The following is a 20,318-nucleotide window of genomic DNA, read 5'->3' as shown; positions in this document are numbered from 1 at the left end:
TGTTCAGCGTTAGTTACGCACCGGTTTGCCGGTCTGCATCATGCCCATGATCCGCTCTTGCGTCTTCGGGTTGTTCAGCAGCGCGACGAAGGCCTTGCGTTCCATGTCCAGCAGCCACTGCTCGGACACGACGCTGCCCTGGTCGACGTCGCCGCCGGTCACGATCTCGGCGATGGTGTCGCCCAGGTGGTAGTCGTAGGCCGAGATGAAGCCGCCGTCACGCATGTTGACCAGCTGGCCGCGGATGGTCGCCCAGCCGTAGCGGCCGGTGACGGCTACCTGCCGCTGCAGCGGCGCGCGGTAGCCGGCGTCGAACATCGAGCGCGCGGTGACCTTCGCCACGTGCAGCAGTTCGTAGGGGTTGAAGACGATGATGTCGTCTTCCTTCAGGTAACCCATGGCCTTTGCTTCCAGGGCCGACTTCGACACCTGCGCGGTGGCCGCGTTGGTGAAACCGGTCTTCAGGAATTGCAGGATGTCGTTGCCCTTCGCCTCAGTGAAAGCGCGCACCGCGGCTTCCTTCAGGCCGCCGCCGGCAGGCACCAGGCCCACGCCGACTTCGACCAGGCCGATGTAGGACTCGATCGAGGCCACGCGCTTCGACGCGTGCAGGGCCATCTCGCAGCCGCCGCCCAGGGCCAAGCCGGCCACCGCCGCCACGACCGGGACGTTTGAATACTTCATCTGCATGAAGGTGTCCTGCAGTTCCTTGACGATCGGCTCCATCGCTTTCGCGCCGCCGGTCATGAAGGCCGGCAGGGCCGATTGCAGGTCGGCGCCGGCCGAGAAGGCGCCGCCTTCGGTGGCGTCGGTGTTCCAGATCACCAGGCCCTTGAAGTTGGCTTCCGCTTCCTTCAGGCCGCGCTGGATGCCCTTGATGACGCCGTCGCCGATGACGTGCATCTTGGTCTTGAGCGAGATGATCAGGACCTCGTCGCCGGTGTGCCACAGGCGCACCGAGTCGTCCTCGAACACGGTGGTGCCGGCGGTCTTGGCGTCTTGTGCGCCGGCGCCCAGCACCGGTGCACGGAAGGCCTGGCGCTCATACACAGGCAGGGTCGAACGCGGCACGTAGCTGTTCGACGAAGCCGAGTACGAACCCTCGGCGGTGTGCACGCCCTTCTCGGCGACCTGGCCTTCGAAGACCCAGCTTGGGAGCGGTGCGTTGGTCAACGCCTTGCCGGCGTCGATGTCTTCCTTGACCCACTGCGCGATTTGCGTCCAGCCGGCGGCTTGCCAGGTCTCGAACGGACCGACGCTCCAGCCGAAGCCCCAGCGCATCGCGAAGTCGACGTCGCGCGCGTTGTCGGCGATGGTGTCGAGGTGGAAGGCGATGTAATGGAAGGCGTCGCGGAAGATCGCCCACAGGAACTGCGCCTGCGGGTTGGTCGATTCGCGCATGGCCTTGAACTTCTTGACCGGGTCCTTTTCCTTCAGGATGCGCGCGACGATGTCGGCCGCCTTGGCGCCGCTCGGCACGTACTCGCCGGTGGCGAAGTCCAGGCGCTGGATGTCCTTGCCGACCTTCTTGTAGAAGCCGCCGCCCGTTTTCTGGCCCAGGGCGCCCTTCTCGATCAGTTTGGCCAGGACGTCAGGCGTCTTGTACAGGCTGAAGAACGGGTCGTCCTGCAGGGTGTCCTGCATGGTCTTGATGACGTGGCCCATGGTGTCCAGGCCCACGACGTCGGCGGTACGGAAGGTGCCGGATTTCGCGCGGCCCAGCTTGGCGCCGGTCAGGTCGTCGACCACGTCCACCGACAGGCCGAACTTCTCGGCTTCGTGGATGGTGGCCAGCATGCCGAAGATGCCGACGCGGTTGGCGATGAAGTTCGGGGTGTCTTTCGCGCGCACCACGCCCTTACCGAGCACCGAGGTCAGGAAGGTCTCGAGCTGGTCGAGGATTTCCGGCTTCGTCGAGGTGGTCGGGATCAGTTCGACCAGGTGCATGTAGCGCGGCGGGTTGAAGAAGTGCACGCCGCAGAAGCGCGCCTTCAGTTCGTCGTCGAAGCCTTCGGCCAGCTTGTTGATCGACAGGCCCGAGGTGTTCGACGCGAAGATGGCGTTCGGGGCGATGTGCGGGGCGACCTTCTTGTACAGGTCGTGTTTCCAGTCCATGCGCTCGGCGATCGCCTCGATGATCAGGTCGCACCCAAGCAGCAGCTCGAGGTTGTCCTCGTAGTTGGCGACCTGGATCAGGGCGGCGTCTTCCTTGTTGCCCAGCGGCGCAGGCGACAGCTTTTTGAGGCCTTCGATAGCTTTCAGGACGATGCCGTTCTTGTTCCCTTCCTTGGCAGGCAGGTCGAACAGGACGACAGGCACCTTGGCGTTGACGCAGTGCGCAGCGATCTGCGCGCCCATCACGCCCGCGCCCAGGACTGCAACTTTCTTGACGGTGAAATTGGTCATGGTTTTATCCCTAGAAGCGGTTAGAACAGGTCGGCGTCGATCGCCAGCAGGTTGCTTGCGCCCGAACGTGCCTGGCGGATCAGCATGGCGGTTTCCGGGTACAGGCGGGCGAAGTAGAAGCGCGCGGTGTGCAGCTTCGACTCGTAGAACTTGTCGCCCGAGTCTTTCTTTTCCAGCGCGATCTTCGCCATCTGCGCGAAGAAGTAGCTGAACACGAGGTGGCCGACCACGCGCAGGTAAGGCACGGCGGCGGCGCCGACTTCGTCCTGGTTGGTGAAGGCCTTCATGCCGATTTCCATGGTCAGCTTGGTGACCTTTTCACCGAGCTCGCCCAGCGGGGTCACGAATTCGGACAGTTGCTCGTCCAGGCCGTTCTCTTCGACGAAGTTCTTGATCTTCTCGCCGAAGGCGCGCAGCTTGGCGCCGTTGTCCATCAGGATCTTACGGCCCAGCAGGTCCAGCGACTGCACGGTATTGGTGCCTTCGTAGATCATGTTGATGCGGGCATCGCGCACGTACTGCTCCATGCCCCACTCGCTGATGTAGCCGTGGCCGCCGTAGACCTGCATCGCTTCCGAGGTTGCGATCCAGCCGTTGTCGGTGATGAAGGCCTTGACGATCGGGGTCAGCAGCGCGACTTCGCCGGCCGCTTCCTTGCGCACTTCCTCGTCCGGGTGGTTCAGTTCGCGGTCGATCTGCAGCGCGACGTAGGAGGTCAGCGCGCGGGCGCCTTCGGCGTAGGCTTTCGCCGTCAGCAGCATGCGGCGCACGTCCGGGTGCACGATGATCGGGTCGGCCGGCTTGTCCGGCGCCTTCGGGCCCGACAGCGAACGCATCTGGATGCGGTCCTTGGCGTAGACCAGGGCGTTCTGGTAAGCCACTTCGGTCAGGCCGAGCGACTGCATGCCGACGCCCAGGCGGGCGGCGTTCATGAACACGAACATCGCGTTCAGGCCTTTATGGGGCTGGCCGATCAGGGTGCCGACGGCGCCGTCCAGGTTCATCTGGCAGGTGGCGTTGCCGTGGATGCCCATCTTTTCTTCGATGGCGCCGCAGAAGATCGGGTTGCGCTCGCCGATCGAACCGTCGGCGTTCGGCAGGAATTTCGGCACCAGGAACAGCGAGATGCCCTTCGAGCCTTCCGGTGCGTCCGGCAGGCGCGCCAGCACCAGGTGAACGATGTTTTCGGCCACGTCGTGCTCGCCGGCCGAGATGAAGATCTTCGAGCCGGTGATTTTATAGGTGCCGTCGCCCTGCGGCTCGGCCTTCGAGCGCAGCAGGCCCAGGTCGGTGCCGCAGTGCGCTTCGGTCAGGCACATGGTGCCGGTCCACTCGCCCGAGACCAGCTTCGGCAGGTAGAACTTCTTCTGCTCTTCGGTGCCGTGTTCCTTCAGGCACTCGTAGGCGCCGTGCGACAGGCCCGGGTACATGGTCCAGGCCTGGTTGGCCGAGTTCAGCATTTCGTAGAACGAGTTGTTCAGCGAGACCGGCAGGCCCTGGCCACCGTATTCCGGATCGCAGGCCAGCGCAGCCCAGCCGCCTTCGACGTACTGTTTATAGGCTTCCTTGAAGCCCTTCGGGGTGGTGACGGTCTTGGTCGCCGCATCGAAGTGGCAGCCTTCGCGGTCGCCGGAGTGGTTCAGCGGGAACAGTACTTCCTGCGTGAATTTCGCGCCTTCTTCCAGCACCTGGTTGATGATGTCGGCGTCGATCTCCTGGTACGCCGGCAAGTTCTTGAACTCTTCGGTGACGTTGAGGAATTCGTGCAGAACGAACTGCATATCCCGAATTGGCGCGACGTACTGACCCATGGTTTTCTCCTGACGAAGGTAATGTGTTGTGACTGAAGGCGGACTTAGCCCGCCTGAGTGCCTTGAGTGGGATTACGGTAATTCTCGATCAGCCGCGCGAAACCGCGGTGGGCGCGTTCGACGGCGCCGGGACTGCGCAGGAAACGCGCGTCGTGATGCAGGGCCAGGATCAGCCCGTACATTTCGTACACCAGCTGTTGCGGGTCGGTGTCGGGCTGCAAGGCCCCGGCATCGACACTCTGCTGCACCGCGCGCAGCAGTGCGCCCTGCCAGGCGCGCACCATTGCCACCAGCGCGTCGCGGATCGGGCCCGGACGGTCATCGTACTCCACGGCGCCGCTGATATAGATGCAGCCCGATGCGATTTCGACCGACACGCGCTTGAGCCAGCGCGCGAACATCGACTCCAGGCGCGGCAAGCCGCGCGGCTCTTTCACGCTGGGGTAAAACACTTCCTGCTCGAAACGGTGATGGTAGAGCTTGAGCACTTCCATCTGCAGGTCCTCGCGCGAACCGAAGTGCGCGAAGACGCCCGATTTACTCATGTTCATGCGATCGGCGAGCAGGCCGATCGTCAGGCCTTCCAGGCCGTTACGGCTGGCCAGCTCGAGTGCGACATCGAGAATCGCTGCCCGCGTCTGCTCGCCCTTGCGCATGAATTTGGCTGAAGTGTTGATGACTGTCCCCTGCGTGAATCGAAAAATCCGAACGCTCGTACTATTATCTATCGGCCGTGGAATGTCAAACGGGAACTTAGAGGTCGGGTTCTAGGTTTGCCGCGGGGCTATGCGGAGGATGGCTGAACGCGTGGACGGCAGAGCCGTCCACCCTACATCCCTCCGATCCAAGGTGGCGCTCCGTAAGCCAGCGTCGGGTGGACGGGTTCCCCGTCCACGCGTTCAAACCACGCATGCCACCTGCGGCACCACCTGAAAACTACCCGCCCGCCCGCGAAATCGCCCGCCGGTCGCGCTTGGTCGGCCGCCCCTTGATCGTGCTGCCCGGCTCGGGGAACAACCTGCGTGCCTCGGAATCGTTCTCGCGCCGCACGATGCTCTCTTCCGTCTCGCGGTACAGTTCGCGCGCCACCGGCGCCGGACCGCGCTTGTCGGAGATGCCCAGCACCACGACTTCCCAGCGGTCGGAGCCATTGTCGATGAAAATCCTGTCGTTCAGCTTGACGTTGCGCGCCGGCTTTACCGGCTCGCCGCCGATACGCACCCGGCCGCGGTCGACCGCCTCGGCGGCAAGCGAGCGCGTCTTGAAGAAGCGCGCGGCCCACAGCCATTTGTCGATGCGTACGTTGTTGTCTTCCATTCTGGTCCTCGTTACAAGTTCGAAAACCCAATATGAAGGCGGCCGGCGTTTTTTCGACCCCGTCAAGCGTAGCCGATCGCAAAAATCCGCATACCCAGTTTATAGAGAAAATAGGCGGTGCCATAGCACGCACGGCGCACCCAGCCGATGCCGGCGAACTCCTCGGCATGGATCGGCACGCCGTCCGCCACCCCGCGCAGGATGTGCTCGCGCACCGCGCGGGCAAAGCCGGCGTCGCGCACCACCACGTTGGCCTCCTGGTTGAGGAAGAGCGACAGGCCGTCGCAATTGCTCGAACCCACGGTGGCCCAGTCGTCGTCGACCACCGCGATCTTCGCGTGCAGCTGGGTCTTGCGGTACTCGACCACCTGGATGCCGGCCGCCAGCAGTTTCGGATAGAAGGAGCGCGCGACCGCGTCCTGCAGCTTGAATTCGCCGACGCCGATCAGGAGCGTGACCTCGACGCCGCGCTTCGCGGCCTGTGCCAGTGCCTCGCGGAATTTTCTGCCCGGCGCAAAATAAGGATTGGCCAGCAGCACGCATTTGCGCGCCTGGCCGATCGCCTGCAGGTAGGCACGCTGGATGGTGCGCCGGTTGCGCAGGTTGTCGCGCACCACGAAGGCGGCGCGCATCGGCCGCGCGCCCTCGCTCGGCGGCTGGCGCCGCATCTCGCGGAACAGGCCGATGCGGCGCACCAGGTTCAGGTGGCCGGCACGGGTCCATTGCGCCTGCGCCTCCAGGTGGATCTGCTCCACCAGCGGCCCCTTCACCTGCACCGCGAAGTCCCAGCGCGGCGCCGGCAGCGGCCGGTAGGGGTCGTAGTCGCACAGCATGTCGTCGTTGATGTTGATGCCGCCGACAAAGGCGATGCCGCGGTCGATCACGGCGATCTTGCGGTGGGTGCGGGTAATGCCGCGCTTGAACCAGGGATTGAATACGCGGTAATGCACGCCGGCGTCGGCAAACGCCTCGGCGCGCCGGCAGCAGACCCGGTGCCCGGTGCCGAACCAGTCGACCAGCACGCGCACCTTGACCCCGCGCCTGGCGGCGCGGACCAGCGCCGCCTCGACGCCGCGCGCCACCTCGTCCTCGGCGAAGATATAGGTCTCGAACAGGACGTCGTGCTGGGCGGCATCGATGGCCGTTATCATCGCCGGAAACAGCTGGAGTCCGGATTCGAGGAGGGTGACGTCGTTGTTCGCTACATAGCTGACCGTGCGCATACGCTAGGCCAGCTGCAGTTCCGCGACGATCGGCGCGTGATCGGACAACTTGGCCCAGATCGAGCCGGCCATCACCTGCGCATTGTCGACCTTGAAGCCGCGCACGTAGATGCGGTCGAGGCGGAACCAGGGCAGCGCCGCCGGGAAGGTGCGCGCCGGCGCCAGGCGCGGCTGGCGGCCGGCCCAGCTGCGCACCATGTCGCCCAGCGGCGAGCGCGGACCGAGCGCGTCGAACACCTCGGCCACGCCCAGGGCGTTGCGCAGGCGGTCGCTGAGGGTGTTGCGCCAGTCGTTGAAGTCGCCGGCAATAATGACCGGCTCGCCGTCGGAGGATTGCTCGACCGCCTCGATCAGCTGGGCGGTCTGGCGCCCGCGTCCGCCTTCGAACAACCCCAGGTGCACGACGTAGCAATGGATGCGGCCGGCCGGCGTTTCGAGCACGCAATGCAGGATGCCGCGCTGTTCGTAGGCGTGATCGGAGACATCGTGGTTATGGCTGTTCTCGATCCGGAAACTGCTGAGCAAGGCATTGCCGTGGTGGCCGTGGTCGTAGACCGCGTTCATGCCGTAGGCATGGTGATGGGAATCGCCGGCGAAGTACTCGTATTGCGCCGTTTCCGGCCAGATGCGGTGTTCGCGCTTGTGGTTGCCATAGCGCGCCTGGAATCGGTCATGTCTTCCCTGCACTTCCTGCAGGAAAATGATATCGGCGTTGAATTCGGCAATCGCTTTTTTCAGCGCCAGCACCCGTGGGGTACTGCGCAGCGACGAGACGCCCTTGTGAATGTTGTAGGTTGCGACACGAATCTTCATGGAAGCAATTCTACCCCCATCAGTCCGTGACATTTTGGAACGATATGCAATCGTGCGGCATCGCCTTCGTGGCCTCGGCGCGCACCGTCGGCGCATTGCCCGATAAGGTACGGGGTAGACCGAAGGCTCCCCGTCCTTTGTGGATCAATCCAGCACGGGGGCTGCTTCCCAGTCGGAGCGCAGCGCGGCGTTGCGGGGTGCCGCCAGGTTCTCGGCCTCCGAGAGTGGTACGGCGACCAGGCGGGGCCCGCTCAGGCGTAATCCGCATTCGAGATCGATGTAGAAGCATTCATCGTCCACGCTCAGGGCTTTCACCTTTTCCTCGTGCTTCGGTTGGAATTGTTCCATGCTTTTCCTCCAGAATCCGTTGGTTGGACTTTGTTGCAGTTTTAAAATTTCGCTCGACGCGAACTGCTGACAATATTCGACCCATTTCCGATTGTCAAACGCAGATTCTATTGTGCGCTAGTTCACATAACGAATTTCCTTTTGGAAATTTTCCACATAAAATTAATTTCGTTAGGTAAATACCAAAGTTTCCGCCATAACATTTTTCCACTTGTTATGCATATTTCATGTACTTCGACACAATTTGACGGGGAGTTTGCCGAGAACCGACGAAGTTTCGCCATGTCATCAGTGACTCTTCGTAAAAATGACAGGTAAGTTAGTGCCTTAAGGAAAGAAAGTGCTTGAAATCCGGCAATGAGCCTGATTGCCGGTTGTTGTATTTACGCTTAATAAAATAAACTGTTTGACTTTTTGGTAAGGGTGACTTAAGGGAACCTTAAACCCTGATGAAGACGGTTCGGAGAGGAAAAAACGAAGTAGCAGCGGCATGAGGCGGACGCGAGCCGGCTGCCTCGCTCACGGCGCGGCATCGAAAAAAATTACAGCCGGCCGGCACCGCCATCGAGCAATGGCGATGGCGCATCCGGCCGGACCTGGGAGAACGCCTCAGCAGCCGCGCATCTGCGCCTGGGTCACGTTGCTCCCCGGCGCCACGCTTTGCGTGAGCCAGACGTTGCCGCCGATGGTCGACCCCGCCCCCACCGTGATGCGCCCGAGGATGGTGGCGCCGGCATAGATGACGACGTCGTCCTCGACGATCGGGTGGCGCGGCGCGCCTTTCACCAGGGCGCCGTGCTCGTCGGTCGGGAAGCGGCGCGCGCCGAGGGTCACGGCCTGGTACAGGCGCACGCGCTGGCCGAGGATCGCCGTCTCCCCGATCACGACCCCAGTGCCGTGGTCGATGAAGAAGCTGGCGCCGATTTGCGCGGCCGGGTGGATGTCGATGCCGGTCAGCGTGTGCGCGATATCGGCCGCCAGGCGCGCCAGGAACGGCGTGCCGAGGCGGTGCAGGCGGTGCGCGAGGCGGTGGTAGAGCACGGCGATGGTGCCGGGATAGCACAGCATGATCTCGGCCACCGAGCTGGCGGCCGGGTCGCCGGCCAGGGCCGCCTGCACGTCGGAGACCAGCAGCGCGCGGATCTCGGGTAGGCTGGCGGCGAAGGCATGCGTGATGGCGCGCGCCCGTTCGGCCAGCTCGGCTTCGCCGACGTTCTCGAGTTCCGGATTGAAGCGCAGGGCGCGCCTTACCTGCTCGACCAGGCGGTCGAGCGCGACGTTCAAGGTGTCGCCGACGAAATAATCGATGCTCTCGTCGTTCAGGTCTGGGCGGCCGTAATGGGTGGGAAACAGCGCCGCCGAGATCCCCTCGATCACCTGCCGCAGCACCGTGCGCGAGGGTAATTCGCGCACGCGGCCCTGGTGGCGGATGTTGTGGGTCTTCTCGCGCGAGGTACGCAGCGCGTCGATGATGGGGCCGAGGTGCCAGGGGCTGGAGCCGGCCTGCTCCGTGTCGTAGTTGTCCATTTGGCCAGACTACTCCAGAGCAGGCGGAACGCGAACGATTTTAATCACAGATTCTTATATGCGAACAGCGTCTATCAATCCTCGGTCTCGAAGCGGTATTTCTCCTTGGTCAGCATGAAGGCCGGCGCCGGCTTGCCGGCTTCCAACAGCAGGATGTCGGTCGGCACCGCATCAGGCGGCGCCGCGGCCGGGATCGCCTTGACCACGCGGCGGCCGCTGGCCGGCAGCAGTTGCTTCGGCACCGGCACCGCGCTGCGCCCGGCGAGCGTGGCCAGCCAGACGGGCCGGCCATCCTGCATCGGGTAGCGTGGGTGGATCACCTGCATGTCGAGGCGACCGGCCATGCCCAGCAGCATTAGATAGCTACCGTCCCTGTTCCTGAGAACGATCGCTTCCTTCGACGGGTACTTGGCCAGCAGCGGCGCGTATAGCGGATTCTCGTCCGCCGCGTCGGGATGGGCGATGAACGCGGTCTGGTCGATGTGCAGCGTCGGCAGGCCGCTCATGCGGCGCAGGTGCTCTCCCATCAGGACGAACCTCGGCTCGGGTTCCGGCGCCTTTTGGTGGTGGCCATAGCCGACGAAAACGAGCACCTTCGCGTCCTTGTCCTTCGCGAAGATCCGCTCGATGAGGTTACGCGCCTGCATTTCTTCGCGCATACGCATCTGTTCTGGCGGCGGCAAATCGTGTCCACCCTCATACTCGTAGGCGACCAGCTTCCAGCCATCGGCCAGCGCCGCGTTGACGAAGCCGGCAAATACCGGCTCGGCCGTGTAATAACCATTCTCCCGGCCGATGTAACGCTTCTCGTTGGCTGCCTGCGCGCCCAGCGCATTGAAGGTCTCGCACGCCAGGTAGTCGTAGCCGATCTTCTTCAGCTCGGCGGCCAGGCGCTGGGCGAAGGCCCGGTTCAGCGGCACATGATGGGCTTCGTTGATCAGCACGATGCGCTTCGACCGCGCTTCGCGCACGATGGCCGCGATCGCCTCCTCCGCTACGGCGTTCTCCAGCAAGGCCATCTGGCGTACGGTGCCGGGCGGATGGCGTGGCTCGCGCCGGTGCAGGGCATCGAAGGCGACCTGTGCGCCTTCGGTATCGCCTACCATGGAGCGTGCCGTCCCCAGCTGCTGGAGCGGGCTGCGATGCGCCAGCACCAGCTTGTCGGTTGCTGGATCGCCAGGCTGGCCGAATGCGGCGGGCGGCAAGGAAGCCGTTGCCGCTTCGGCCAGCTTCAGGCGCTCCAGGTAAGCGTCGGGAATCGGTGTCTGGGCGACGGCGCCCTGGGCAAGGACAAGGAGAAACGCGGCGAGACTGGTAGCGAAAGGACCCATGGAAACCTTCTGCTGAGATGAGCGAAATGTTGCCAACCAGTATAGCGCTCGTTCCCGGCGATGTTCACTAGCCGAAATGACAGGGCAGTTGCGGGATTGCGCAAGGACAGCACCACGCCGGATGCGCCCTCCCGTACCCAGGCAAATGAAAAAGACGCGAGCGCGCTTGCCAGGGAGGTACTTACAGATTGAAACTCTTCTTACAGCCAAAGTGACAAGTTTCGACTGCTTTTGCTGCCAAACTAGCACCACGTGCAGAGCGGAGTGACGCCGCGCTGGCGCACCCCATCAAGAGATCCTGGAGAAAAAAATGCGACCCGTTTACCACCATATGATGCGCAGCGCCGCCATCCTGGCGCTTTGCGCTGCCTCCACCGCCGCGTTCGCGCAGAGCGCCGAGTATCGCCGCGGTTACGACGACGGCTACGCCGCCGGCCTGCGCGACGCCCGCGATGGCGGCGGCCGCGGTCCGGGCAGGGGCGGCCTGTACATCGAGGAAGCCACGTACGGCGTACGCGGCGCGATGTGCGATGCGCGGCGCGCGGTGCGCCAGGAAGCCGAACGCAACGGCGGTCTCGTCGTCGCCGGCAATCACCTGTGCGGCGACCCGCGGCGCAATACCGAGAAACGCCTGACCATCGTCTACCGTTGCGGCAACGAGCGGCCGACGCAGATTGTCGGACGCGAAAACGAAACGATGCGCCTGAGCTGCTGGCGCTAAGCGCCTATCCCGTCACCTGGCCGGACTGCGCCTCAAGCATTCCGGCGGGCCAGGTGACGCGGCAGTTGTAACACCGCCTCGGCATTCGACGACGAAAAGCAGCGGTCGGCTGCCTCCAGCAGCGGCAGCCACGCATACTGCACATGCTCGCGCGGGCTGAGCACGACCGGGATATCGCGCGGCACGCAGACGGAAAAGACGTGTTCCGTGTTGTGGGTAACGCCCGGCGCATAGCGGTGGCGCCAGGTCGGGTAGATTTCGTAAATATTCGACAATCCCCAGTCCAGCAAGCGGATTGTTTCTCCATCTGCAACAATCCCCGTTTCCTCGAACAGCTCGCGTGTGGCCGTCTGCAGCAACGGCTCGTCCGGCGCGTCGAGCGAACCCGTCACCGATTGCCAGAAGCCGGGCCGGTCGGCGCGCTCGATCAGCAGCACTTCCAGATCGGGCGTATGGATGACGACAAGGACGGACTCGGGAATCTTGTGCACGCTGGCTACTCCGTGGAACAAACAATAAAAAGGCCGGAACCCGTCAGCGACAGGTTCCGGCCCCTATTCTACCCAGCCGTCAGGCCGAGCGTGCTTAGCCCACTTTTGGCTCGTTACGCAGGCGGATGTGCAGTTCCTTCAATTGCTTCTCGTCGACTTCCGACGGCGCGTTGGTCAGCAGGTCCTGCGCGCGCTGGGTCTTCGGGAAGGCGATCACGTCGCGGATCGACTCGGAGCCGGTCATCAGCGTGATCAGGCGGTCCAGGCCGAAGGCCAGGCCACCGTGCGGCGGCGCGCCGTACTGCAGGGCGTCGAGCAGGAAGCCGAACTTCAGCTGCGCTTCCTCGGCGTCGATCTTCAGGGCGCGGAATACCTTGCTTTGCACTTCTTCGCGGTGGATACGGATCGAACCGCCGCCCAGTTCCCAGCCGTTCAGGACCATGTCGTAGGCCTTGGCGACGCAGGCGCCCGGGTTGGTCTCGAGCATGTCTTCGTGGCCGTCCTTCGGCGCGGTGAACGGGTGGTGGGTGGCGTTCCAGCGGTCGCCGTCCTCGTCGTATTCGAACATCGGGAAGTCGATCACCCACAGCGGCGCCCAGACGTCGTCGAACAGGCCGGCCTTCTTGCCGAATTCCGAGTGGCCGATCTTCACGCGCAGCGCGCCGATGGCGTCGTTGACGACCTTCGCCTTGTCGGCGCCGAAGAAGATCAGGTCGCCGTCCTGGGCGCCGGTCAGTTCCAGCACTTGCGCCAGGACGTCGTCCGAGATGTTCTTCACGATCGGCGACTGCAGGCCGTCACGGCCCTTGGCCTTCTCGTTGACCTTGATATAGGCCAGGCCCTTGGCGCCGTAGATGGCGACGAACTGGGTGTACGCGTCGATTTCCGAACGCGGCATCGAACCGCCCTGCGGCACGCGCAGGCCGACCACGCGGCCGTTCGGCATGTTGGCGGCGCTGTTGAAAACCTTGAACTCGACCGACTTCATCAGTTCGGTCAGTTCGGTGAACTCGAGCTTGACGCGCATGTCAGGCTTGTCCGAGCCGTACTTGCCCATCGCGGTGGCGAAGTCCATCACCGGGAACGGGTTCGGCAGGTCGATGCCGGCGGCGTTCTTGAAGACGACGCGCATCATGTCTTCGAACAGGTCACGGATTTCCTGTTCGGTCAGGAACGAGGTTTCGCAGTCGATCTGGGTGAATTCCGGCTGGCGGTCGGCGCGCAGGTCTTCGTCGCGGAAGCACTTGGTGATCTGGTAGTAGCGGTCGAAGTTCGACACCATCAGCAGCTGCTTGAACAGCTGCGGCGACTGCGGCAGCGCGAAGAAGTTGCCCGGGTTGACGCGCGACGGCACCAGGTAGTCGCGCGCGCCTTCCGGGGTCGACTTGGTCAGCATCGGGGTCTCGATGTCGATGAAGCCCAGGTTGTCGAGGTACTTGCGCACTTCCATCGACACTTTGTAACGCAGGCGCAGGTTGTGCTGCATCTGCTGGCGACGCAGGTCGAGCACGCGGTGCGTCAGGCGGGTGGTTTCCGACAGGTTGTCGTCGTCCAGCTGGAAAGGCACCGGCACCGAGGCGTTCAGCACTTCCAGTTGCGTGGTGTTGATCTCGATCTTGCCCGACTTCAGGTTGGCGTTGACCGTGCCTTCCAGGCGGTTGACGACCGTGCCGGTGATGCGCAGGCAGTACTCGTTGCGCACGTGCTCGGCGGCCTTGAAGACTTCCGCGTTGTCCGGATGGCAGACGACCTGCACCAGGCCTTCACGGTCGCGCAGGTCGATGAAGATGACGCCGCCGTGGTCGCGGCGACGGTGCACCCAGCCGCACAGGCTGACGGTTTGGCCCAGCAGCTCTTCGGTCACGAGGCCGCAGTAGTTGGTACGCATGGAGGACATATTTTCTCTATTCCAGGTTGGTGTATCAGGTGCACCGCCATCGGCGGCCAAATTCATATTGCTGTTTATTGTATATGCTCAAAGGGCCTCGAAAAACCGTAGCGAGCGGCAGGCCTGGTGGCCGAGAAGCGCAGCTGTACGAGTAGTACAGCGAGCATCGCAGGCCGCCAGGACAACGCGCAGTAGGTTTTCCGAGGTCCCACTACTCAGGCGCCACGACGCCCATCGAGACGATGTACTTCAGGGCTGCGTCAACCGTCATGTCCAGCTCGACGACCTTGCTGCGTTCCATCATCAGGAAGAAGCCGGAGGTCGGGTTCGGAGTCGTCGGCACGTAGACGCTGACGTACTCGCCGACCAGGTGGTTCTTCACGTCGCCGCCCGGCACGCCGGTCAGGAACGCGATCGTGTACGAATCCGCATGCGGATAGGGAATCAGGACGGCCTGGCGGAACGCGTTGCCCGAGGACGAGAACAGCGTGTCCGACACCTGCTTGACGCTGCCGTACAGCGAGCTGACCACCGGGATGCGCTTGAGCAGGCGCTCGCCCAGGCGCACGATGTAGTTGCCGACCAGGTTGTTGGTCAGCAGGCCGGTCAGGAAAACGATGGCGATCGTCAGGATCGCGCCGATGCCCGGGATGTCGGTGCCGAACAGGGTGCGCGGCTGCCAGCGCTCCGGGACGAACAGCAGCGACTGGTCGAGCGTGCCGATGACCATGCTCAGCACCCAGGCCGTGATGGCCAGCGGGACCAGGATCAGGAGGCCGGTAAGGAAGTATTTGCGCATCGAGTTCTCGTTATTCTTATTGCTGCGGCCCACGGGCCGCAGGAAAATGGCACGTCAGGATGCGCTGCCGCCGCCGGTGGTACTGGCGGTCGAGGCCGGTGCGGTCGACGCCGGTGCGCTGGTCGTGCTGTCGCTCGCGGCCGCGGCCGGGGCGGCGTTCGTGGCCGGCGCGGCGCCGGTGGCCGGGGCGCTGCCGCCGCGGAAGTCGGTCACGTACCAGCCGGTGCCCTTGAGCTGGAAGCCGGCGGCGGTCACCTGCTTCTTGAACGCGGGTTTGCCGCACGACAGGCAAGTCGTCAGCACCGGATCAGAAATTTTTTGCAGCACATCTTTGGAAAAACCGCATTCGTCGCAGCGGTAAGCGTAGATCGGCATTTGATACTCCGCAAAAATCTTCAAAACCCTGAATTATAAAGCTTTTGTCGCGGAAGTTGCCGATTCCCCCGAAAGCCCTGCTCCCAAGGCGGCGACTGGGGCCCGGGGGCTGTCCGGCAGCGCGACAGTGTTGTTTTTCGTCAGCATTCTGTCAGTTTTTCTTTGCTGAACATCAACTGAGATGTTTAAATAGATTTCTCAACAGCATACTTCGCCGCCGGACCGCGCGTCCGCCGGCCGACAGGTTTAAGAAACAGAAGTTTGCGCGATGTAAATCGCCGCATGGCCGTACAAGAACGCTGTATTTAAGAAAGCCCGCTGATGCGGGCGTTTTTTTTGCGCGTGCGGGGAGTGGCGCTTTCCGTAGGGTGGGCGGGTTCCCCGCCCACGCGGTGATCGTTATCGGCTCCGACATCGGGTGCGATGATCTTGCCTCCACCTATCGCCGCGTGGGCAGCGCACCCAACGCGTCGATTCACGTATCGCGATGGAGCTGCCCACCCTACGGAGATCACCGGCGGCGCCAGACCATCCAACGTTCCTTGCCGGCGAACACAGGCAAGGAGTCGAGCACCTCGGCATCCTCGACGCACTCGAAATGCGGCAGCAGCAGTGCGTCCAGCGCCGCACGGGCGATGCCGAAGGGCGGCCCTTTCGGCGACTCGCCAAAGAAGAAGAAACCGGCCAGCAGGCCGCCGCGCGGCAGGAGCTCGGCCCAGCGCGCGGCCACGCGCGGCCACAGGGCCGGCGGCATCGCGCACAGGAAGGCTTGCTCGTAGACCAGGTCCAGCGTGCGCGGCGGCGCGTACGTAAAGAAATCGGCCTCGACCACCCTGCCCGCCCATGGCCCCACCGCCCGCTTCGCGGTTTCGACCGCCGCCGGCGAGAAATCGATCGCGACCGCGTCCCAGCCCGCATCGCACAGGAAAGCCAGTTCGTAGCCGCTGCCGCAGCCGGGAACCAGGGTGACCAGCGGCGCGCTTGCGCGGGCCGCGAAGTCGCGCAGCCCTTGCGGCACGCCGCCGCGGTCCCAGGGCGTGAACCCCTGTGCGAAACGCTCGTCCCAGAAACCCGGGGTGCGCGGGTCGCGGCTGGCGAATTCCGGCACCTTACGCTCCGCCGAAGTGGTTCAGCACGGCCGCCAGCAGCAGGCCCGAGGTCACGCCGCCGGCCAGCCAGGCCAGGAAGCCGAGCATGCGGTTGGTACGGCGGATCTCGTGCAGCATGCGGTTCATCGTCTCATGGTTGGTGGCCGCATGCGGCTCCGAATGGCGTTCCAGCGTCTGGTGCATCAGGCGCGGCAGCTGCGGGAAGATGTGGGCATAGCGCGGCGCCTCGGCCTTCAGGCGCTCGACGAAGCCGCGCCAGCCGACCTGCTCGGTCATCCAGCGTTCCAGGTGGGGCTTGGCGGTCTTCCACAGGTCGAGGTCGGGGTCGAGCTGGCGTCCCAGGCCTTCGATGTTGAGCAGGGTCTTTTGCAGCAGCACGAGCTGGGGCTGGACCTCGACGTTGAAACGGCGCGAGGTCTGGAACAGGCGCAGCAGGATCTGGCCGAACGAGATGTCCTTCAACGGACGGTCGAAGATCGGCTCGCAGCAGGCGCGCACCGCCGCTTCCAGTTCGTCGACGCGGGTATGGCGCGGCGCCCAGCCCGACTCGATGTGGGCCTCGGCCACGCGCTTGTAGTCGCGGCGGAAGAAGGCGAGGAAGTTCTGCGACAGGTAGTCCTTGTCGAAGTCGTTCAGGGTGCCGACGATGCCGAAGTCGAGCGCGATGTAGCGCCCGAAGGTTTCGGGCTCGACCGAGACCAGGATGTTCCCCGGGTGCATGTCGGCATGGAAGAAGCCGTCACGGAACACTTGGGTGAAAAAAATTTCCACGCCATCGCTGGAAAGCTTTTTCAGGTCCACGCCCTCGGCCGCCAGGCGGTCGATCTGCGACACCGGAATGCCGTGCATGCGTTCCATGACGATCACGTTGCTCGAGCAATAGTCCCAGAACATTTCCGGCACCAGCAGCAAATCGGAATCCGCGAAGTTGCGGCGCAACTGGCTGGCGTTCGCCGCCTCGCGCATCAGGTCGAGCTCGTCGTGCAGGTATTTGTCGAACTCGGCGACCACCTCGCGCGGCTTGAGCAGGCGGCTCTCGGCCCACAGCTTTTCGATCACGCCGGTCGCCATGTACATCAGGGCGATGTCCTCGTCGATGGTCTTCTTCATGCCCGGACGCAGCACCTTGACCGCGACGTCGCGGCCGTTCTTCAGCGTGGCGAAGTGCACTTGCGCGATCGAGGCCGAGGCCACCGGCACCGGGTCGAAGCTGGCGAACAGCTGGTCCGGCGGCGCGCCCAGCGAGCGCGTGATCTGCGCGATCGCCAGGTCCGAGCCGAAGGGCGGGACGCGGTCCTGCAGCAGGGAGAGTTCGTTGGCGATATCCGGCGGCATCAGGTCGCGCCGGGTCGACAGCACCTGGCCGAACTTGATGAAGATCGGGCCCAGTTCCTCGAGCGCGAGGCGCAGGCGGATCGCGCGCGGCGTCGTGATCCTGCGCCAGAAGAAGATGCCGTTGATCAGTCTTGCGGTGCGCGGCACCTGGAGACCGGACATTGCGATTTCATCGAGGCCATACTTGATGACGACCGTGAAGATTTTAAGCAGGCGCAGGAATTTCAATATCATCAGGGATCCAGGCTAGTGTCCCCGCTGGGGCGGGTTGTCGGAATGACGGCGCCGCTCTGCGCCGTGTGCAGCGTTACATCGTGGGTGGGACGGAGTATCACTTCATGGGGTGCCGGAGGAGGCGCGGCCTTTGCCAGCATCTGCTCCAGCCTGGCGATGCGCTTGGCGCTGCGCTCGATGTCGTCGCGCAGGCGCACCACGTCGGCGCCGAATTCCTCGACCTCGTGCGGGCGCACCAGCACCGGCTGCTCCTCGACCAGGAACTCGGCCAGGTTCTCCGCCATGCGGCGTCCGGTGGCGCGCGCATTCGCCAGCGCGCCGCGGGCGCCGCCGGCCAGGCGGGAAGCGCCGATCGGCCCGAACAGGCGCTCGAGGTCGTGTTCCGGCTCCCAGCGCAGGCCCTTGCTCAGCTGCGAGACCGTATTCGCGAACTCGGCATCGCCCTCGATGCGTACATAGGAAAAGGCGCGCTCGCGATTCGCCGCGATCAGCGGCAGGTCGCTCAGCTTGACGTGGATCGTGACGCTGGCGGCCGCATCCGCTTCGCCGGCCTCGAGCAAGCCGTCGGCCCCCACGCGCAGGCGCAGCTGCAGGTGCCCGGTATCGATGCAGGCCAGCTTGCCGGCATGGCGGCGCAAGGCCGCGCGCGCCCAGTCCTCCTGGGCCAGCAAGTGGTTGATCGCCGCCACTGCGGACGCGTTCAGCGTGCGCTGCGGCGAGAGAAAAGTTGGACTCGGAAACATGAATGATGGTCGCTAAAAAACAAAGCCGCCCGGGATAGCGCGGGCGGCTTCGATCTTACCAGTTTGCCGGGCACAAACCCCGGCGCACGGGAAAGTTTGCAAAGAATTATTTACTAAGCGATCTGCTGAATGCCAGCAAGTACCCAGCCACCATTGCCCGACAGGGGTTTCGACATGTTCCAGACCTCGGCCAGCGGCTCGGCCGGCGCGTTCGGCGCGGTGCGGATCATGCCGTTGAACTGGACGCTGGCCAGGTAGTCCGTGGCGGTGGTCTCGATGCCCAGCAGCTGGGCGTCGATCGACACCACGTCGGTGTAGTCGGCATTGCCGCCGCGCTCCATGATCTGGGTCTTCAGCTCGGCGAACACTTCCGGCGTGGTGAATTCGCGCAGGTCGTTGACGTCGCCCTTGTCCCAGGCCGCCTGCAAGCGGATGAAGGACGACTTGGCGTGGCGCAGGAAGGCTTCGGTGTCGAAGTCGGCCGGCACGCCCCAGGGCGTGTGCGCCGCGGCCGCGCCCACCGGCGCCGCCTTGTCCAGCGACAGGCCGCCTACCGGCTGCTGGGCCTGGAAGGCTTGCGGCTGCGCCTGGCCGAGACCGGAACCGATATGCGGCGTGGCGCCGGCCGGCACCGGCTGCTGGCTGAAGCCGCCCTGGAAGGACGGGTTGGCCGGGGTGTCCTTGCGGCGGAACATGCGCACGATGAACATGACGGCCAGCGCCAGCAGCGCGAACATCAGGATCGACGACAGGATGGACGCCATGGCGCCGCCGATGCCCAGGTGCGAGAACAGGGCGCCCAGGCCCAGGCCGAGCAGCGCGCCGCCCAGGATGCCCTTCCACGGGCTCGAACGCTTCGCGGCCTGCGAAGCAGCCGCGCCGGCGGTGCCGGCGGCGGCGGCCGGTGCGGCGGGGGCAGGCTGCGCTGCCTGGCGGTTGACCGGGGCGGCCGGCGCCGGCGCCGGGGCCGGCATCTGGCGCACGGTCTGCGACTGGCGGCCGAAGGAGCGCTTGCCGCCCATCGGGCGCGCGACCGCTTCCGCAATCATCGAGGTGGCGGTCACCGCCAGCATCATCGTAACCAAGAATTTTTTCATCGTCCTACCCTCACATTTTGATACCGGTATGCAGCGCCGCGACGCCTGCCGTCAGGTTGAAGTACTGCACGCGCTCCAGCCCCGCGTCCTGCATCATGCTCTTGAGCGTCTCCTGGTCCGGGTGCATGCGGATCGACTCGGCCAGGTAGCGGTAGCTTTCCGAGTCGTTGGCGATGCGCTTGCCCAGCCACGGCAGCACCGAGAACGAATACAGGTCGTAGGGCTTCTGCAGGGGCGCCGCCACTTTCGAGAACTCCAGCACCAGCAACTTGCCGCCCGGTTTCAGCACGCGGCGCATTTCCGCCAGTGCCTGATCCTTGTGCGTCATGTTGCGCAGGCCGAAGGCCACGCTGACCCGGTCGAAATAATTGTCCGGGAACGGCAACTTCTCTGCGTCACACAACAAGGTGGGGGTGACCAGGCCTTTATTCAACAGGCGGTCGCGCCCGACGCGCAGCATCGACTCGTTGATGTCGGTGAGCCAGACTTCCCCGCTCGGTCCAGCCTGCTTGGCGAAGGCCTTCGACAGGTCGCCGGTGCCGCCCGCGATGTCGAGCACCTTGAAGCCGGGACGGATGCCGGCCTGGGCGATCGTGAAAGTCTTCCAGATGCGGTGCAGGCCGCCGGACATCAGGTCGTTCATCACGTCGTATTTCGACGCGACCGAGTGAAATACCTTGGCGACCTCGTGGACCTTCTCGTCCTCGGACACGGTCTTGTAACCGAAATGGGTGGTATTAGTCATAGCGA

19 protein-coding genes are annotated in these 20,318 nt (G+C 64.2%); 1 reads left to right on the top strand and 18 read right to left on the bottom strand.

The window, feature by feature from the left end; all coding sequences use genetic code 11:
• Window positions 1-9: 9 nt before the first annotated feature.
• The 9 genes from RT688_RS14075 to RT688_RS14035 form a co-directional block, all read right to left on the bottom strand.
• Window positions 10-2,406, bottom strand: coding sequence for a 3-hydroxyacyl-CoA dehydrogenase/enoyl-CoA hydratase family protein (locus RT688_RS14075; RefSeq protein ID WP_313705478.1), 2,397 nt, complete (start codon window positions 2,404-2,406; stop codon window positions 10-12).
• Window positions 2,407-2,426: 20 nt separating this feature from the next.
• On the bottom strand, window positions 2,427-4,217 hold the full coding sequence (locus tag RT688_RS14070; RefSeq protein ID WP_313705477.1) for an acyl-CoA dehydrogenase C-terminal domain-containing protein: 1,791 nt from the start codon (window positions 4,215-4,217) through the stop codon (window positions 2,427-2,429).
• A gap of 44 nt (window positions 4,218-4,261) precedes the next feature.
• Complete coding sequence (locus RT688_RS14065) at window positions 4,262-4,873, bottom strand: TetR/AcrR family transcriptional regulator (protein ID WP_312551547.1); 612 nt, start codon at window positions 4,871-4,873, stop codon at window positions 4,262-4,264.
• A 280-nt stretch (window positions 4,874-5,153) separates the two neighbouring features.
• The gene (locus tag RT688_RS14060) at window positions 5,154-5,534 is read right to left on the bottom strand and encodes an RNA-binding S4 domain-containing protein (RefSeq protein ID WP_313705476.1); all 381 of its coding nucleotides are present in this window, start codon (window positions 5,532-5,534) and stop codon (window positions 5,154-5,156) included.
• Window positions 5,535-5,596: 62 nt separating this feature from the next.
• A complete protein-coding gene (clsB, locus tag RT688_RS14055; protein WP_313705475.1) occupies window positions 5,597-6,757 on the bottom strand; it encodes a cardiolipin synthase ClsB in 1,161 nt (386 codons plus the stop codon).
• Window positions 6,758-6,760: 3 nt separating this feature from the next.
• Window positions 6,761-7,570: an endonuclease/exonuclease/phosphatase family protein gene (locus tag RT688_RS14050; protein ID WP_313705474.1), complete on the bottom strand. Its 810-nt coding sequence runs from the start codon at window positions 7,568-7,570 to the stop codon at window positions 6,761-6,763.
• A 144-nt stretch (window positions 7,571-7,714) separates the two neighbouring features.
• Window positions 7,715-7,918 (bottom strand): hypothetical protein, encoded by a 204-nt coding sequence (locus RT688_RS14045; RefSeq protein WP_313705473.1) that lies wholly within the window; start codon window positions 7,916-7,918, stop codon window positions 7,715-7,717.
• Between the two features lie 609 nt (window positions 7,919-8,527).
• The gene (gene epsC / locus RT688_RS14040) at window positions 8,528-9,445 is read right to left on the bottom strand and encodes a serine O-acetyltransferase EpsC (RefSeq protein WP_313705472.1); all 918 of its coding nucleotides are present in this window, start codon (window positions 9,443-9,445) and stop codon (window positions 8,528-8,530) included.
• A gap of 74 nt (window positions 9,446-9,519) precedes the next feature.
• Window positions 9,520-10,776, bottom strand: coding sequence for a hypothetical protein (locus tag RT688_RS14035; RefSeq protein WP_313705471.1), 1,257 nt, complete (start codon window positions 10,774-10,776; stop codon window positions 9,520-9,522).
• A gap of 331 nt (window positions 10,777-11,107) precedes the next feature.
• Between RT688_RS14035 and RT688_RS14030 the strand changes: the two genes are divergently transcribed.
• A complete protein-coding gene (locus tag RT688_RS14030) occupies window positions 11,108-11,497 on the top strand; it encodes a hypothetical protein (protein WP_313705470.1) in 390 nt (129 codons plus the stop codon).
• Between the two features lie 32 nt (window positions 11,498-11,529).
• Here the strand turns inward: RT688_RS14030 and nudB are convergent, their stop codons facing one another.
• From nudB to ubiE, 9 genes are all read right to left on the bottom strand, one after another.
• Window positions 11,530-11,988, bottom strand: coding sequence for a dihydroneopterin triphosphate diphosphatase (nudB, locus tag RT688_RS14025; protein WP_313705469.1), 459 nt, complete (start codon window positions 11,986-11,988; stop codon window positions 11,530-11,532).
• A gap of 94 nt (window positions 11,989-12,082) precedes the next feature.
• Entirely contained in the window at window positions 12,083-13,885 is a 1,803-nt protein-coding gene (aspS, locus tag RT688_RS14020) for an aspartate--tRNA ligase (protein WP_313705468.1), read from the bottom strand.
• Window positions 13,886-14,087: 202 nt separating this feature from the next.
• A complete protein-coding gene (locus RT688_RS14015) occupies window positions 14,088-14,675 on the bottom strand; it encodes a DUF502 domain-containing protein (protein ID WP_313705467.1) in 588 nt (195 codons plus the stop codon).
• A gap of 54 nt (window positions 14,676-14,729) precedes the next feature.
• The gene (locus RT688_RS14010) at window positions 14,730-15,050 is read right to left on the bottom strand and encodes an FmdB family zinc ribbon protein (protein ID WP_313705466.1); all 321 of its coding nucleotides are present in this window, start codon (window positions 15,048-15,050) and stop codon (window positions 14,730-14,732) included.
• Between the two features lie 511 nt (window positions 15,051-15,561).
• On the bottom strand, window positions 15,562-16,158 hold the full coding sequence (locus tag RT688_RS14005; RefSeq protein ID WP_313705465.1) for a methyltransferase domain-containing protein: 597 nt from the start codon (window positions 16,156-16,158) through the stop codon (window positions 15,562-15,564).
• A 1-nt stretch (window position 16,159) separates the two neighbouring features.
• Entirely contained in the window at window positions 16,160-17,728 is a 1,569-nt protein-coding gene (ubiB, locus tag RT688_RS14000; protein ID WP_313705464.1) for a ubiquinone biosynthesis regulatory protein kinase UbiB, read from the bottom strand.
• Window positions 17,728-18,471, bottom strand: coding sequence for an SCP2 domain-containing protein (locus RT688_RS13995; RefSeq protein WP_409521917.1), 744 nt, complete (start codon window positions 18,469-18,471; stop codon window positions 17,728-17,730). Before RT688_RS13995 ends, ubiB begins: the two co-directional genes overlap by 1 nt.
• A gap of 113 nt (window positions 18,472-18,584) precedes the next feature.
• Window positions 18,585-19,568 carry a Tim44-like domain-containing protein gene (locus tag RT688_RS13990; RefSeq protein WP_313705463.1) on the bottom strand — a complete coding sequence of 328 codons (984 nt, stop codon included), beginning with the start codon at window positions 19,566-19,568 and terminating at the stop codon, window positions 18,585-18,587.
• 10 nt (window positions 19,569-19,578) lie between these two features.
• Window positions 19,579-20,313 carry a bifunctional demethylmenaquinone methyltransferase/2-methoxy-6-polyprenyl-1,4-benzoquinol methylase UbiE gene (gene ubiE / locus RT688_RS13985; RefSeq protein WP_313705462.1) on the bottom strand — a complete coding sequence of 245 codons (735 nt, stop codon included), beginning with the start codon at window positions 20,311-20,313 and terminating at the stop codon, window positions 19,579-19,581.
• Window positions 20,314-20,318: the final 5 nt, after the last annotated feature.

It is taken from the genome of Massilia sp. (genome assembly GCF_032106685.1).
GTDB lineage: Bacteria > Pseudomonadota > Gammaproteobacteria > Burkholderiales > Burkholderiaceae_D > Telluria.
The sequence above is the reverse complement of the archived record's forward strand: the minus strand, read 5'-3'. Positions and strand labels throughout refer to the sequence as shown.